Source organism: bacterium, from assembly GCA_026129405.1.
Classification (GTDB): Bacteria; Desulfobacterota; Binatia; order DP-6; family DP-6; genus JAHCID01.
Genome location: JAHCID010000001.1, coordinates 685,336 through 699,490, shown reverse-complemented (window position 1 = coordinate 699,490; position 14,155 = coordinate 685,336). Strand labels below are relative to the sequence as shown.

The window sequence follows — 14,155 nt, the reverse complement described above, 5'->3', positions numbered from 1 at the left end:
CGATCTCAGGTCGCACCGCCGCCACGCGCCGCTGCGAGCAGCCGCTCCATCTCGGGCAGCCAGGCTTCGAGCTCGCCCTCCGACTCGACGCGGATCTCGAGCTTGCCGTTCGGCAGCTTCCGCACCGTGCCCGGGTGTGCCGGCTTCAGGGGGATGACGACGTGCTCGCGGTGGATGCCCAGCCGCTCGAGCACCTCGAAGATGCGCTCGATGACCGGCAGGGTGACGGCCGTGAGAGACATGCCGCGGAGCTAGCGGCTCGCCGCCGGCGCCTCAAGCGCCCGCGCGGTTTGACATCCCGCCGGCCCGGACCGCAGATCGAACCCCGCATGAGCCTTCCCCTGCTCGCGGGCGCGTTCATCGCCACGCTCGTGGTCGCCTACGCCGCCTACGGGCGGCTCGTGGCCGGGCCCTACCGCCTCGACGACGCCACCGAGACGCCCGCCGTGCGCCTCGAGGACGGCGACGACTTCGTCCCGACGCCGCCCTTCTACCTCTTCGGCCAGCACTTCAGCGCCATCGCCGCCGCCGGCCCGATCGTCGGGCCGATCGCCGCCTGCCTGCAGTTCGGCTGGCTGCCGTGCCTCCTCTGGCTCGTGCTCGGCGGCATCTTCATCGGCGCCGTACACGACTTCAGCGCGCTCGTCGCCAGCGTCCGCCACCAAGCGCGCTCGATCGCCGAGATCGTCCGGGAGCACCTCAGCCCGCGCGCGTGGGTGGCGCTCATGTGCTTCATCTGGCTCGCGCTCATCTACGTCATCGTCGCGTTCACCGACGTCACCGCCGGCACCTTCGTCGGGCGCATCGAGGAGCTCGACGGCGTGCCGGTGACCTTCGACGCCGGCGGCGCGGTCGCCTTCGCGAGCACGTCGTATCTCATGCTGGCCATCGCGATGGGCCTGCTCCAGCGCTTCCTGCGCCCGCCGCTGTGGCTGCTGACGCTGGTCTTCGTCCCGGCGACGCTCGGCGTGGTGTGGCTCGGCACGCAGTGGGCGTCGATCGGCGTCCTCGCGGTGGAGAACCCGCAGAAGGTGTGGGGCGTCGTGCTCCTCGCATACTGCTTCGTCGCCTCGCTGCTGCCGGTGTGGCTGCTGCTCCAGCCCCGCGGCTACCTCGGCGGCTTCGTCCTCTACCTGGTGCTCGCCGCCGGCGTGATCGGCATCTTCTTCGGCGACTTCACCGTCGCGCAGCCGGCGTTCAAGGGCTTCGAGGTGGGCGGCATGACCGGATCGCTGATGCCGTTCCTCTTCGTGACCATCGCGTGCGGCGCGTGCAGCGGCTTCCACGGGCTCGTGTGCGGCGGCACGACGTCGAAGCAGATCGCGCGCGAGTCGCACTGCCGCCCGGTCGGCTACGGGGCGATGCTGTGCGAGACGTTCGTCGCGCTGATCGCGCTGGTGACGGTGATGATCGCGCTGCCCGACCGCCCGGGGCCGCCGGGCGCCATCTACGGCCAGGGCATCGGCCAGTTCACGGCGGTGCTGATCGGCCGCGAGCACCTCCTCGTCGCGACCGTGTTCGGAACGATGGCGTTCTCGACCTTCATCTTCGACACCCTCGACGTCGCGACCCGCCTCGGCCGCTACATCCTCCAGGAGCTGTTCGGCACGCGCGGGCGCGCCAGCGCGGTGCTCGCGACCGCGGCCACCGTCGGCGTGCCGCTCTTGTTCGTGCTGTCGGCGCCGCCGCCGGCGCCGGGCCGCCCGGCCGCGTACATGGCGTTCTGGACGCTCTTCGGCACGTCGAACCAGCTGCTCGCCGCGCTGACGCTGATCGGCGTGACGGTGTGGCTGAAGCGGACCGGCCGTCCGTCGTGGTTCACCTGGGGGCCGACGGCGTTCCTGCTCGTCGTCACCGTGTGGGCCCTGCTCGTGCAGGCGCACACGGGGCTGACGACGTTCCGCCAGCCGGACGGCAGCCTCGCCTGGCTGTCGCTCATGAACGGCGTCGTCGCGCTGGCGCTGCTCGCGCTCGCGGGGCTGGTCGTCGCCGAGGCGGTCGCGGCGCTGCAGCGCCCGCGCACGGCGGCGACCGCCGCGGCCTGAGCACGACCGCCACGCGACGCGGTCGAGTGGCTCAGACGAGGCCGAGACGCACGGCCTCGGCGCCGAGCTCGGCACGCCGGTGCGCGCCGATGCGGTTCATCATGCGCCGGATGCGGTCCTTCACCGCATCGGCGCTGAGATGCACGCGCTTGCCGATCTCGCCGTTCGAGAGGCCTTCGGTGATGCCGCGCAGGATCGCGACGTCGGTGTCCGAGAGACCGAGACGACGCGTGACGTCGGCCACCAGCGCGCGCCGCACGTCGGCGAGGAACGCACCGGGGCTCTTGCCCTCGACGGAGGTGCTGAAGATGACGCGTGCGACGGCGTCGTGCAGCGCGTGCGCGAGCCGCGTGCGCTCCTCGAGCAGCACCAGACGCCCCGCCTGCTCCTGGTTCTGCGCCTCGAGCCGCGCCACCGAGGTGACGTCGCGCGCGATGCCCTGGATGCCGACGAGACGCCCGTCGCGATGGACGCCGCGCGGGCGATCCTCGAGAAGCAGCGACGTCCCGTCGGCGCGCAGCACCTCGGTGCGCACCGTCACCGTCTGCTCGGGATCGCGGCACATGCTGTCGAACACGGCCTGCGCCGCCGGCAACGCATGCGGCGCCACGATCGCGGAGAAGTGGCGACCGAGCAGCCGATCGGCCGACAGGCCGAGCTGCTGCGCGCCGCCCGGGTTCACGTAGGTGAAGCGTCCCTCGAGATCGACGGCGTACGCGAGGTCACCGCACGCATCGACGAGCGCATCCCAATCGGGCTCGAGCCGGACCTCCCTCGCATCACCGCTCTCGGACGACTGCAACATGGCGTCGCGCCCGTGTTAGCCAGGTTGATGTACGTCGACAAGTGCCGACGGCGCGAACGGCGACTTCGACCGCGCAGGTGCGATCGCACGAGCGCCGAAATGCAAGAAATGCGGCCGGGCGGCGGTCAGCGAACCGCGTCGAAACCCGTCACGTCGCGCCCCACGATCAACGTATGCATGTCGTGGGTCCCCTCGTACGTGTTCACGGTTTCGAGATTCATCATGTGCCGGATGACGGGATACTCGTTGACGATGCCGTTGGCGCCGAGGACGTCGCGCGCGAGGCGCGCGATGTCGAGCGCCTGCTGCACGTTGTTGCGCTTGGCGAGCGACACCTGCTGCGGGCGCGCGCTGCCGGCGTCCTTCAAGCTGCCGAGCCGCCACGCGAGCAGCTGCGCCTTCGTGATCTCGCTCAGCATGTGCACGAGCTTCGCCTGCACGAGCTGGAAGCTCGCCAGCGGCTTGTCGAACTGCGTCCGCCCCTGCGCGTAGCGCAGCGCCGTCAGGTAGCAGGTGCGCGCCGCGCCGACGGCGCCCCAGACGATGCCGTAGCGCGCCTGGTTGAGACACGAGAACGGGCCGCTGAGCCCGCGCGCCTCCGGGAACATCGCCGACGCCGGCACGCGGACGTCTTCCAGCACCAGCTCCGAGGTGATCGACGCGCGCAGCGAGAACTTGCCCTTGATGTCCGGCGCCGAGAATCCCGGCGTGCCCTTCTCGACGAGGAAGCCGCGGATGACGCCGTCGTCGTCCTTCGCCCAGACGGTGGCGACGTCGGCGATCGAGCCGTTCGTGATCCAGCGCTTGGTGCCGTTCAGCACGAAGCCGGCACCGTCGCGGCGCGCCCGTGTCTCCATGCCGCCCGGATCGGAGCCGTGGTCGGGCTCGGTGAGGCCGAAGCAGCCGATCGCGCGGCCCGCGGCCATCTCGGGGAGCCAGCGCTGCTTCTGCTCCTCGGAGCCCCAGCGCCAGATCGAGTACATCGCCAGCGACCCCTGTACCGACGCCATCGAGCGCAGCCCCGAGTCGCCCGCCTCGAGCTCCTGGCAGATGAGCCCGTAGGCGACGGCCGACATGCCGGCACAGCCGTAGCCCTTCAGGTGCGCGCCGAACATGCCGAGCTCGGCCATCTTCGGGATGAGCTGGCGCGGGAACTGCTCCTTGGCGTGTGCTTCCTCCAGGAGGGGCCAGGCCTCGCGCTCGACGAACTGGCGCACCGACGCCGCCGTCATGCGCTCCTCCTCGGTGAGCAGGTCCGCGATCCCGTAGTAGTCGACGTCTCCGGTGGCGAGCATGTGCGTCTCCCGATGGCCTCAGGGTTGGAGCGCCGGCGCCCGACTGCTAGAAGCAATACTGAACTTCGGACGGCAACGCATTAGCAATGCACCTGGAGACCCTGAAGGTTTTTTGCGACGTGGTGGAGACCAAGAGCTTCTCCACGGCGGCGTCGCAGAACTTCGTCACGCAGTCCGCCGTCAGTCAACAGGTGCGCATGCTCGAGGAGCGCTACGGGCGGCGGCTGCTCGAGCGCACGCGCGGCAACGTCCAGCTCACGCCCGCCGGGCAGATCCTCTACCAGGCGAGCAAGGAGATCGTGCAGCGCTACCAGGACATGGAGACCCGCCTCCAGGCCGCGAGCAACGTCGTCGCCGGCCAGGTCCGCATCGGCACGGTGCACTCGATCGGCCTCTACGAGCTGTCGGCGCCGATGAAGGCGTACATGAAGGCGCACCCCCAGGTGCACCTGCACCTCGAGTACAGCCGCTCCAGCAAGATCTACGAGGACGCGCTGCGCGGGAAGATCGACCTCGGCATCGTCGCCTACCCGAGCAAGAAGCCGGGCGTGTCGGTGATCCCGTGGCGCCAGGATCGGCTCGTGCTCGTCTGTCCGCCGGGCCATCCGCTCGCGAAGCATCGGACGGTCTCGCTGCGGAAGGTTTCCGGCGAGCCGCTGGTGGGATACGAGCGCGACATCCCGACCCGGCGCGAAACCGACCGCATCCTGCGGCGCTACGGCTGCGAGGTGCGCTACGTCATGGAGCTCGACAACATCGAGACCATCAAGCGCGTGGTCGAGATCGGGCACGGCGTCGCCGTCCTGCCCGAGCCGGCGATCCGGCCCGAGGTGAAGGCGCGTACGCTGGTCGCCGTGCACATCGCCGACGAGACGTTCTTCCGTCCCATCGGCATCATCCACCGCCAGGGGAAGCACTTCTCGCCGGCGGCGGAGAAGTTCATCGAGTTCCTGCGCGTGGGGGAGCAGTGAGACGCGCCGTCGCGCTGCTCCTCGTCCTCGCCGCCGCCGCGTCCTGCGCCCGCAGCGGGCCGAAACCGGTGAAGGGCGGCGAGACGGCGTGCGTGCGGCTCGCCGGCGAGCGCCAGATCCGCGGCGAGGTCCTGTGCGAGGACGCCTGGTCCTGCTACCGGCCGCCGTTCGGCCCGCTCGACCGCATCGGCCTGCGGCGCATCGGCCCGTGCGAGCCGTCGATGGGCCCGGTCGTCCTCTACCTTCCCGGCATGTACATGAACGGCGAGGTCGGCGGCACCGACGCCAACACCGACATCCGCCTGTACCTCGCCCAGGCCGGCATCCCGACCTGGGGGCTCGACTGGCGCACGCACGCCGTCTCACCGCAGGCCACGCCCGAGGACCTCGCCGTCCTCGGCCGCTGGACCGACGACACCTTCACCGAAGACGCCGCCTGGGCCGCCGGCTTCGTGCGCGGCACCGACCGCGGCCCGCTCTTCGTCGCCGGGTTCAGCTGGGGGGCCCGCGCCGCCTACACGCTCGCCGCCCGCGGCGACGAGGCGCTCGCCGGCCTGGTGATCCTCGACGGCACCCCCGCGTCGATCGGCGCACCGGCCGGCGCCCCGGCGGCCATGGAGATCGGCGGCCTGCCCTGGGATCAGCGCGAGCGGCTGCTGCGGGCGGTGATCGCGGCGCCCCAGAACCCGTCGCCCGTTCCCGGCTACCGGACCGCGGGCGCGGCCCTCGCCGACGAGCTGTGGAACGCCCCCGGCTTCGGCGCTCCCGGCGGCCTCAGCGCCGCCCGCGACGGGGTGAGCAACGTCCAGGTCCTCGCCCGCCTCCTCGACACCTACGACCGCTGGTGGCCGCGCGGCACCCTCGGCGGGTCGCCGCCGAAGCCGCGCCAGCCGATCCGCGTGCTCGCGTTCGCGGGCGAGAACGAAGGCGCCGAATGGGTCGAGCGCGTGCGCGCCGGCGCGGTGGCGTTCGGCGCCGAACGTGCGACCGTACGCACGCTGCCGCTGCACGGGCATCTCGACGTCCTCGCCGGCAGGCTCTCCGCCGAAGAGGTCTACGAGCCGACCCGGCGGTGGATCACCGCACCGTCCGACGCGACGCCCGCCGCGCAGCGATAGCTCGCGCGTCGCCGCCGGCGCGCCCGCGGTACCTCGTGTCCCGTGACGGTCACACGATCGTGACCACGTCGTGATCGCGCCCGCGGCGTCCCCATGGCTCCCTGCCGCCGACGCAGGGCGCAGTGCCGATCGACCGCGCCGCGGCGATCGCGCGCTGCCTCCGGAGAACACACGAGGACGAGGGAGTCAGCATGGAATCTCATGAGGATCGCATCAGCAACGACTCGGGGAACGACACCATCCACGACGTGATCGCCGCCCGCCTGTCGCGGCGCGACGTGCTGCGCGGCGGGCTCGCCGTCGCAGGCGCGGGACTGCTCGGCATGGACGCGCTCGTACGCGCCGTGCCGGCGGAGGCCAAAGCGAATCGGCCGGGACGGCTCCTGGGCTTCGAGAGCATTCCGATCTCGACCGCCGACACCCTGGTCGTCCCGCCGGGCTACAGCGCCAGGGTGCTGATCGCCTGGGGCGACCCCGTCTCCGACGGACCGGCGTTCGCGCAGGACGCCAGCAACACCGCGGCCGATCAGGCCCAGCAGTGGGGCATGAACAACGACGGCCTCGTCTTCTTCCCGATGAAGGGCAACGGGAAGTACGGCGGCAAGGGCAAGCGGCGCGGCCTGCTCGTGCAGAACCACGAGTACACCGACGACGTCCTGTTGTTCCCCGACGGCACGGAGGGCTGGGACGCGGCGAAGACCGCGAAGTCGATCGCGGCCCACGGCGTCGGCATCGTCGAGCTCGCGAGCGTGAAGGTCGGCCGCCGGCGCGAGTGGCGGGTCGTGCGTCCGTCGTACTACGGGCGGCGCATCACCGGCGCCACCCCGTGCGGGGTCACCGGGCCCGCCGCCGGACATGCCCTGCTGAAGACGAGCGCCGATCCCACCGGCACGCACGTCCTCGGCACGCTCAACAACTGCGCCATGGGCTGGACGCCGTGGGGCACCTACCTGACGTGCGAAGAGAACTTCAACGGCTACTTCCGCAAGGTGGGGCCGCAGACGCCGATGGAGCGCCGCTACGGCATCACCGCCGCGGGCTTCGGCTACCTCTGGCACACCACCGACACCCGCTTCAGCGTCGACGACGAGCCGAACGAGCCGAACCGCTTCGGCTGGGTGGTGGAGATCGATCCGTTCGACCCGACCTCGACGCCGCAGAAGCGCACGGCGCTCGGACGCTTCAAGCACGAGGGCGCGTGGGTGCAGCAGGCGCGTGACGGCCGCGTGGTGGTCTACTCGGGCGACGACGAGCAGTTCGAGTACATCTACCGCTTCGTCTCGGCCGAGCCCTGGCGTCGCATGCGCCGCCTCGGCGAGAGCCCGCTCGATCGCGGCACGCTGTACGTCGCCCGCTTCGACAGCAACGGCCTCGGGGAGTGGATCCCGCTGACCCCCGAGCACCCGGCGCTGGCCGGCTGGACCGCGGCCCAGATCGCCATCGACACCCGCTCCGCCGCCGATCTGGTCGGCGCGACGCCGATGGACCGGCCCGAGTGGATCGACACCTTCCCGCGTACGCTGACCGGCATCGCTACGCTCACCAACAACAGCGCCCGCGGCATGCCGGGCACCAACCCGCGCACCGGCCTGCCCAACGCGGGCATCGACGCGACCAACCCGCGCGGCGGCCCGTCGGCCACGAATCCTCCCGGCAGCGGCAATCAGTACGGCCACCTGCTCACCTGGAGCTACCGACGGGACTGGACCGAGAACACCTTCAGGTGGGACATCTACGCGCTCGCCGGCAACCCGGCGGCGGCAGTATCCGACGGCTCGAACTTCACCGGCGACGCGTTCGGGTCGCCCGACGGCATCTACGTGGCACCGAGCGGCCGACTCTGGATCCAGACCGACGTCTCCGGCAGCGCCATCAACCCCGAGGCCCGCGGCGCCACCTACGCCGCGTTCGGCAACAACCAGATGCTCTGCTCCGATCCCACCACCGGCGAGGTGCGTCGCTTCCTCACCGGCCCCAACGTCTGCGAGATCACCGGCGTCTTCGTCACGCCCGACGAGCGCACCATGTTCGTCGGCATCCAGCATCCGGGCGAGGCGCCGGTGGGCGCCAACGACGCGGCCAACCCGAAGCGCTACAGCGCCTGGCCGGACTTCGACGCCGGGCAGCGCCCGCGCTCGGCGACCGTCATCATCACCAAGGACGACGGCGGCCCGATCGGCTCGTGATCCCGGCCGGGGCAGCGGTCGACGGTTGCCGCCCCGCCGCCGTCGGCCGCTGCCCCGCCGCCCCGCCCCCGCGCACTCCCCGTTGACTCCCGGGAGGGCCCCCGCGATAGTCCGCCGGCCATGTCCAAGGTTCGTGTCGCCGTCGTAGGGGCCACCGGCATCGCCGGACAGCAGGCCCTGGTCGCTCTCGCCGATCACCCCTGGTTCGCGGTGACCACGGTGGCGGCGTCGACGCGGACCGCCGGCAAGCCCTATCGCGACGCCATCCGCGACCAGAACGGGGCCCGTCTCTGGTGGTGCCGCGAGGAGCCCTCGCCGAAGGTGCTCGACCTCGTCGTCCAGGACGCGTCCAAGCTCGATCCGGGCTCGGTCGACCTCGTCCTGAGCCTGATCGAGGCCGACGCCGCCCGCGAGCTCGAGCCGAGATACGCGGCCGTCGTGCCGACGCTCTCGAGCGCCTCGGCGTTCCGTTACGAGGACGACGTCCCGATCCTCGTGCCCGGCGTCAACATGATCTCGCACCTGCCGCTCATCGAGCGGCAGCGCAAGCAGCGCGGCTGGAAGGCCTACGTGCTGCCGCAGTCGAACTGCACGACCGTCGGCCTCGTCATCTCCCTGAAGCCGCTCGTCGATGCCTTCGGCGTCCGCCGCGTCCTCCTCACCACCATGCAGGCGATCTCCGGCGCCGGCCGCGCCGGCGGCGTCCTCGGCCTCGACATGGTCGACAACTTCGTCCCGTACATCCCGAAGGAGGAGGAGAAGGTCGCCAAGGAGACGGGGAAGATCCTCGGCATCCTCGGCGAGGGCGGCATCAAGCCCCACCCGGCGCCGGTCGGCGCCACCTGCACCCGCGCCGCGGTGCTCGACGGCCACACGGCCGCGGTCTCGGTCGAGACCGAGACGCCGTGCACGCCCGAGCAGGCGGCCGAGGCCATGCGCGCGTTCCGCGGCGACTACGGCGGCCTCGGCCTGCCCTCCGCGCCGGCGAACCCGATCGTCGTCCACGACGATCCGTTCCGGCCGCAGCCGCGGCTCGACCGCGACCTCCAGGGCGGCATGGCGACCAGCGTCGGGCGGCTGCGCCCGGAGCCGGCGCTGCAGAACGGCCTCAAGTACGTCGCCCTCTCGCACAACACGCAGATCGGCGCGGCGAAGGGCCTCGTGCTCGTCGCCGAGTACCTGAAGCACGCCGGCATGCTGTAACGCCGGATGCCGTGCCCGGCACCGGCGAGCCCATGGGCGAGGCGCTCGAGATCCGTCGCGCGACGGCGGGCGACCGCGAGGCCGCCGTGCGGCTCCTCGCCGCGCAGCTCGCGGAGCACGACATCCCGGCTCCGCGCCCGCAGCTCGAGAAGGCCATCGACGGCATGCTCGCCCGCGAGGAGCGCGGCGCCATCCTGCTGGCCCTGCGCGACGGCGCGCCGATCGGCCTCGCGGTCATGTCGCAGACCTGGACCGTCGAGCACGGCGGCACCGCCATGTGGCTCGACGAGCTGTACATCGAGCCCGCGCACCGCGGCGGCGGCATCGGCGCGCGCCTGCTCGACGCGGTCGTCGCCGAGGCGCAGCGGCGCGGCGCCCGTGCGCTCGACCTCGAGGTGACGGCCGACCATGCGCGCGCCGCGAATCTGTACGCGCGGCGCGGTTTCCAGCGTCACGACCGCGTGCGCTGGGTACTGCGGCTGACCTAATCCCCCGCGGCGGCGGCGGCGCCCGATGCGAGGGGCAGGGACAACGTGAAGCAGGTTCCCCGTCCCGGAGCGCTGTCGACCCCGACGCGACCGCCCTGCGCCTCGGCCAGCGTCTTCACGATGAAGAGGCCGAGACCGGTGCCGCCGCCGTCGCGGGCGGCGGCGGTCTGCTGGTAGCGATCGAAGAGGTGCGGCAGCCGTGACGCCGGGATGCCGGGGCCGGTGTCGGCCACCTCGATCGTGAGCATCCCCGCGCGCAGCGTCGAGCGGAGGGTCACCGCACCGGCGCGCGGCGTGAACTTGAGGGCGTTGTGGAGCAGATTCGTGACGATCCGCTCGCAGGCAACGCCGTCGGCAGCCGCCGGCGGAAGCGACGGCGCGAGCTGCATCACCAGCGACACCCCGCGACGCCGGGCCTCCGTGTCGTATTGCTGGCAGACCCGCGCCACGACCTCGTTCACCGCGACGGCGTCGCGGGCGAGGCAGAGGCGTCCGGTCTCGATGCGCGAGGCGTCGAGATAGTTCGTCAGCAGCCCGTGGATTGCGCGCGCGGTCGCCGTCACGCGGCGCACGAGATCCTCGGCCTGCGGGCCCGGACCGCGGGCGAGCTCCTCGGCCAGCATCTCGCTGTAGGCGAGGATGACGCCGAGGGGATTGCGGATGTCGTGGCTCAGCATCGCGAGGACGTCGGCGCGCTGGCGCTCCATGCGGTGCTTGAAGAGCGCCACCTCCACGGTGGAGCGCAGCTCGCGCTCGTGGAACGGCTTCAGGACGTAGCCGAACGGCTCGGCGAGCCGGGCGCGGGCGAGCGTGGCGTCGTCGGCGTAGGCGGTCGCGAAGACCACCGGGATGCCGAAGCGCGTGTGGATGGCGCGGGCCGCGGCCACGCCGTCCATCGCGCCGCGGAGACGGATGTCCATCAGGACGAGGTCGGGACGCAGCTCGTCGGCGCGGCGGATCGCGTCCTCCCCGGAGTAGGCGACGCCCGCGATCTCGTAGCCGAGACCGCGCAGCAGGTCTCCGGTGTCGATCGCGGTGATGCCTTCGTCCTCAACGACGAGCAGCCGTCCGGAACTTCGGCTCTCGGGCATCAGGGTCCTCCAGGGGCAGGGTGAGCACGAAGGCCGTGCCACCGTCCGTGGTCGCGGTGAGCGCGCCGCCCAGCTGGTCGGTGAGCGTGGCGACGATGCGCAACCCGAGCGTGCGGCCGGTGCGTACGTCGAAGCCGGTGGGAAGCCCGACCCCGTCGTCGCGCACCGCGAGCCGGTGACGGCCGTCGGGCTCCTGCGCCAGCGTCACCTCGACGCACCCCGCACGCCCGTCGGGAAAGGCGTACTTGAGGGCGTTCGAGAGCAGCTCGCTGACGATGAGGCCGCACGGCACGGCCTGCTCGATCGGCAGGGCGACGGCGCCGGCATCGACGCGCACGCGCACGGCCCCGGCGTCGCGCTGGTAGACCTTGGCGAGATGGCTCACCAGCTCGCGCGCATACGCGCCGAAGTCGACGCGGGCGAGATCCTGCGACTGGTAGAGCTTCTCGTGCACCAGCGCCATCGAGCGGACGCGGTTCTGGCTGTCGGTGAACAGCGATCGCGCCTCCGGACTCGGGAGGGCCCGGGACTGGAGGCTCAGGAGGCTCGATATCACCTGCAGGTTGTTCTTCACGCGATGGTGGATCTCGGTGAGCAGCACCTCGGCCTGTTCCTTGGCGGCGGAGAGATCGTCGACCAGGTCGAGGTTCTCGAAGCGCAGGCGGATCGACTCGGCGATCGACTGGTGCATCTGCCGTGCCGAGTTCATGAACATCGCCGTGCAGGCGGTGAACATGAGCGCCATCGACATCCCCATGGCGTCGCCGCGCAGGAGGAGCTGGACGATGACCGGCAGCGTGATGGGCGGCAGGAACACCCAGTAGGCCGTCACCACGGGCGCCATCACCGCCGCCGCGCCCACCGCCATGCCGCCGAGGACGTAGGTGAGGAAGACCTGATGGACGAGCGGCACCACCGGAAAGAGGAGGACGCCGGCGACGCCCCAGCCGACGCCGCTCGCGAAGGCGCCGGCGACGAACCGGCGGCGCCACGCGCCGGCGGCGGCGACCCCCGGGCCGGTGCGGCGATACGCCCAGGCGAGGAGGGCTCGCCCGACCGACACGCCCACCATCAGCGCCACCCACCCGAGGAGCACCGCGTGCGGCGCGACCGACCAGAGGACGACGGCCACGAGCGCGACGTTGAACAGCCCGACGACCTGCGACGCGACGCCCTGACCGTAGGCGAGCGCCACCTCCTCGGCGAGGATGCGAGCGTCGCCGTCGTGGTGGGGAGCGCTGCCGTCGGACCGCATGGAGGTGCGCCTCGAAGCCCAGATACTAGGTAGCGATCCGGCAGAAGTCGAACCGGGCGGGACGTCGCGCTCGTATCGGCTCGGGGCTCAGTCGACGATCACGTTCGGCCGCCCGAGCCCCGCTGCCTCGCAGCCCGCGAGGTAGAAGTCGAGGACGAGCCCCGCGTCGATCACCATCTCGACGCTGCCGTCGGCGGTGAGGTTCAGGTTGGCGCCGGTGATCGCGAACCACACCTCGGTGGGCTCCGTGTTCTGCTCGGGAACCACGAGCGTGTGCACCGAGCCGGCGGGCTCGTAGAGATAGGAGCCCGCGGTGTTGACGAAGTCCGACTCGCGGTAGCGCCAGGCGCCGCGGGTCGTGAAGGCGAACACGCCGCCGGTGTGCTTGTGCGTCTGCACCGTTGCGCCCGGCGCGAAGCGGTTCCGGATGACCCACAGGCCCTCCTTCACCTTGATCTGCAGGACCTTGATTTCGATGCCCTGGTCGATCGTCAGGTAGGGCAGGCTCGCGTCGTCGCGATGGACGGCCGTGGGGATGGCTTCCAGCATGGCCGCGACCGTAGCATCGGCCGGCAAGCGGCGTCACGCCCCGACCGCTCGCTCACGGGATCGTCTTCGTCATGGGCACGAAGGTGATCGTGACGCCGTCGCCGACGGGATGCTCGATCGGCGTCCCGGCGATCCATCCGTGCGCCGCGTAGAGGCGCACGCCGGGCAGCGTCGCCATCAGCGCCAGGCGCGTGAATCCCTCCGTGCGGGCCGCGGCCTCGCAGTGCGCGAGGATGGCGCGTCCGAGACCCCGGCGCGCATGGTCCGGGTCGACGAAGAACGCGCGGACGCGGGCGGCGTCGACGGCTGGATCGAGCAGCCCGGCATCGCGGTCGACAGCGGCGTCGCCGCCGAACAGCGTCCGGCGGCGGCTCCAGCCCCCACAGGCGACGAGCCGCTCGCCCTCGGCAGCCACGAAGTAGGTGCCGTCGTCGAGGAGCTGGGTGTCGACGCCGAACGCGCCGCGCAGCGCGCCCTCGACCTGCGCCGGGGTGTAGTCGGCAGCGCCCAGCGCCCGTGCCGAACGCGCGATCAGCGCCTCGAGCGCGGGGACGTCGGCGCGGGTCGCGAACCGGAGGCGGACGCTCATGCCGGCAGCCTCCACCGTCTCCAGGCCACGGGATGCGGCGGCGCCGCGACACAGAAGCCCGAGGCCAGCGCGAGGGCCCTCATCGGGGCTCTCTGCGGGAGGCACGCCAGAACTCGACCTGGAAGCGCACCGGTCCGAGCGGCTCGACGTGATGCGCGACCTCGGGCAGCACGACGCCCGGCTGCGCCGGCGACAGCTCGCGCGCGACGCCCAGCGCGTCCACCACGTAACGCAGCCGCCCCTCGTGCACGACGATCCGCGCCCACACGCCCGGCCGCGTCGTGTGATCCCTGCGCAGGGCGTCGGGTACCGTCGCCTCGGTGAAGACCGGCGTCTCCCTGTAGGGCGCGAAGCCGGCGGGGATCTCGAAGGCGTCGCAGCGCGCGCAGTCGAGCGGGACGCCGAGCCGGCTGCGACGGCCCTCCTCGGTGACGACCCAGGGACGGAGGGTGAACGGCGGCCGATGCCGGACGTGCTGCGGATGCCCGCAGGCGAGGAGCGCGACCCAGTCGCCCTCCGCGTCGGTCGTGAAGCCGGTGATCGGCCGCTGCATTTCGGCT

Annotated in this window: 14 protein-coding genes; 6 read left to right on the top strand and 8 right to left on the bottom strand. The window is 71.9% G+C overall.

Annotated features, from left to right (window positions below; genetic code table 11):
* Window positions 1-5: 5 nt before the first annotated feature.
* Window positions 6-242, bottom strand: a complete 237-nt coding sequence (locus KIT14_03250; protein ID MCW5889547.1) for a hypothetical protein — start codon at window positions 240-242, stop codon at window positions 6-8.
* An 87-nt stretch (window positions 243-329) separates the two neighbouring features.
* On the opposite strand from KIT14_03250, the gene KIT14_03245 reads away from it, so the two are divergent.
* Window positions 330-2,045 (top strand): carbon starvation protein A, encoded by a 1,716-nt coding sequence (locus KIT14_03245; protein MCW5889546.1) that lies wholly within the window; start codon window positions 330-332, stop codon window positions 2,043-2,045.
* Between the two features lie 31 nt (window positions 2,046-2,076).
* Here the strand turns inward: KIT14_03245 and KIT14_03240 are convergent, their stop codons facing one another.
* Together KIT14_03240 and KIT14_03235 are read right to left on the bottom strand one after the other, a co-directional pair.
* A complete protein-coding gene (locus KIT14_03240) occupies window positions 2,077-2,850 on the bottom strand; it encodes a PAS domain S-box protein (protein ID MCW5889545.1) in 774 nt (257 codons plus the stop codon).
* Between the two features lie 125 nt (window positions 2,851-2,975).
* Window positions 2,976-4,145 (bottom strand): acyl-CoA dehydrogenase family protein, encoded by a 1,170-nt coding sequence (locus KIT14_03235; protein MCW5889544.1) that lies wholly within the window; start codon window positions 4,143-4,145, stop codon window positions 2,976-2,978.
* An 86-nt stretch (window positions 4,146-4,231) separates the two neighbouring features.
* Here KIT14_03235 and KIT14_03230 point away from each other — a divergent pair, with 86 nt between their 5' ends.
* The 5 genes from KIT14_03230 to KIT14_03210 all read left to right on the top strand — a co-directional run bounded on the left by KIT14_03230 (window position 4,232) and on the right by KIT14_03210 (window position 10,111).
* Window positions 4,232-5,116: a LysR family transcriptional regulator gene (locus KIT14_03230; GenBank protein MCW5889543.1), complete on the top strand. Its 885-nt coding sequence runs from the start codon at window positions 4,232-4,234 to the stop codon at window positions 5,114-5,116.
* On the top strand, window positions 5,113-6,234 hold the full coding sequence (locus KIT14_03225; protein MCW5889542.1) for a hypothetical protein: 1,122 nt from the start codon (window positions 5,113-5,115) through the stop codon (window positions 6,232-6,234). Before KIT14_03230 ends, KIT14_03225 begins: the two co-directional genes overlap by 4 nt.
* A gap of 191 nt (window positions 6,235-6,425) precedes the next feature.
* Complete coding sequence (locus tag KIT14_03220) at window positions 6,426-8,420, top strand: PhoX family phosphatase (GenBank protein ID MCW5889541.1); 1,995 nt, start codon at window positions 6,426-6,428, stop codon at window positions 8,418-8,420.
* 120 nt (window positions 8,421-8,540) lie between these two features.
* Window positions 8,541-9,623 (top strand): aspartate-semialdehyde dehydrogenase, encoded by a 1,083-nt coding sequence (gene asd, locus KIT14_03215; GenBank protein ID MCW5889540.1) that lies wholly within the window; start codon window positions 8,541-8,543, stop codon window positions 9,621-9,623.
* A gap of 11 nt (window positions 9,624-9,634) precedes the next feature.
* Window positions 9,635-10,111, top strand: coding sequence for a GNAT family N-acetyltransferase (locus KIT14_03210; protein ID MCW5889539.1), 477 nt, complete (start codon window positions 9,635-9,637; stop codon window positions 10,109-10,111).
* Here the strand turns inward: KIT14_03210 and KIT14_03205 are convergent.
* From KIT14_03205 to KIT14_03185, 5 genes are all read right to left on the bottom strand, one after another.
* Entirely contained in the window at window positions 10,108-11,202 is a 1,095-nt protein-coding gene (locus tag KIT14_03205; GenBank protein ID MCW5889538.1) for a response regulator, read from the bottom strand. The two genes, KIT14_03210 and KIT14_03205, sit on opposite strands and share 4 nt — an antisense overlap.
* The gene (locus KIT14_03200; protein MCW5889537.1) at window positions 11,162-12,457 is read right to left on the bottom strand and encodes a hypothetical protein; all 1,296 of its coding nucleotides are present in this window, start codon (window positions 12,455-12,457) and stop codon (window positions 11,162-11,164) included. Before KIT14_03200 ends, KIT14_03205 begins: the two co-directional genes overlap by 41 nt.
* Window positions 12,458-12,544: 87 nt before the next feature.
* Window positions 12,545-13,006: a 2,4'-dihydroxyacetophenone dioxygenase family protein gene (locus KIT14_03195; protein ID MCW5889536.1), complete on the bottom strand. Its 462-nt coding sequence runs from the start codon at window positions 13,004-13,006 to the stop codon at window positions 12,545-12,547.
* Window positions 13,007-13,058: 52 nt separating this feature from the next.
* Window positions 13,059-13,595, bottom strand: coding sequence for a GNAT family N-acetyltransferase (locus tag KIT14_03190; protein MCW5889535.1), 537 nt, complete (start codon window positions 13,593-13,595; stop codon window positions 13,059-13,061).
* A gap of 79 nt (window positions 13,596-13,674) precedes the next feature.
* Window positions 13,675-14,148: a DUF3565 domain-containing protein gene (locus tag KIT14_03185; protein ID MCW5889534.1), complete on the bottom strand. Its 474-nt coding sequence runs from the start codon at window positions 14,146-14,148 to the stop codon at window positions 13,675-13,677.
* Window positions 14,149-14,155 lie beyond the last annotated feature (7 nt).

Bases quoted from the DNA above. Each gene is read 5' to 3' on its own strand.
- KIT14_03250 (MCW5889547.1), bottom strand. From the start codon at position 242: ATGTCTCTCACGGCCGTCACCCTGCCGGTCATCGAGCGCATCTTCGAG.
- KIT14_03245 (MCW5889546.1), top strand. From the start codon at position 330: ATGAGCCTTCCCCTGCTCGCGGGCGCGTTCATCGCCACGCTCGTGGTC.
- KIT14_03240 (MCW5889545.1), bottom strand. From the start codon at position 2,850: ATGTTGCAGTCGTCCGAGAGCGGTGATGCGAGGGAGGTCCGGCTCGAG.
- KIT14_03235 (MCW5889544.1), bottom strand. From the start codon at position 4,145: ATGCTCGCCACCGGAGACGTCGACTACTACGGGATCGCGGACCTGCTC.
- KIT14_03230 (MCW5889543.1), top strand. From the start codon at position 4,232: ATGCACCTGGAGACCCTGAAGGTTTTTTGCGACGTGGTGGAGACCAAG.
- KIT14_03220 (MCW5889541.1), top strand. From the start codon at position 6,426: ATGGAATCTCATGAGGATCGCATCAGCAACGACTCGGGGAACGACACC.
- asd (MCW5889540.1), top strand. From the start codon at position 8,541: ATGTCCAAGGTTCGTGTCGCCGTCGTAGGGGCCACCGGCATCGCCGGA.
- KIT14_03205 (MCW5889538.1), bottom strand. From the start codon at position 11,202: ATGCCCGAGAGCCGAAGTTCCGGACGGCTGCTCGTCGTTGAGGACGAA.
- KIT14_03200 (MCW5889537.1), bottom strand. From the start codon at position 12,457: ATGCGGTCCGACGGCAGCGCTCCCCACCACGACGGCGACGCTCGCATC.
- KIT14_03195 (MCW5889536.1), bottom strand. From the start codon at position 13,006: ATGCTGGAAGCCATCCCCACGGCCGTCCATCGCGACGACGCGAGCCTG.
- KIT14_03190 (MCW5889535.1), bottom strand. From the start codon at position 13,595: ATGAGCGTCCGCCTCCGGTTCGCGACCCGCGCCGACGTCCCCGCGCTC.
- KIT14_03185 (MCW5889534.1), bottom strand. From the start codon at position 14,148: ATGCAGCGGCCGATCACCGGCTTCACGACCGACGCGGAGGGCGACTGG.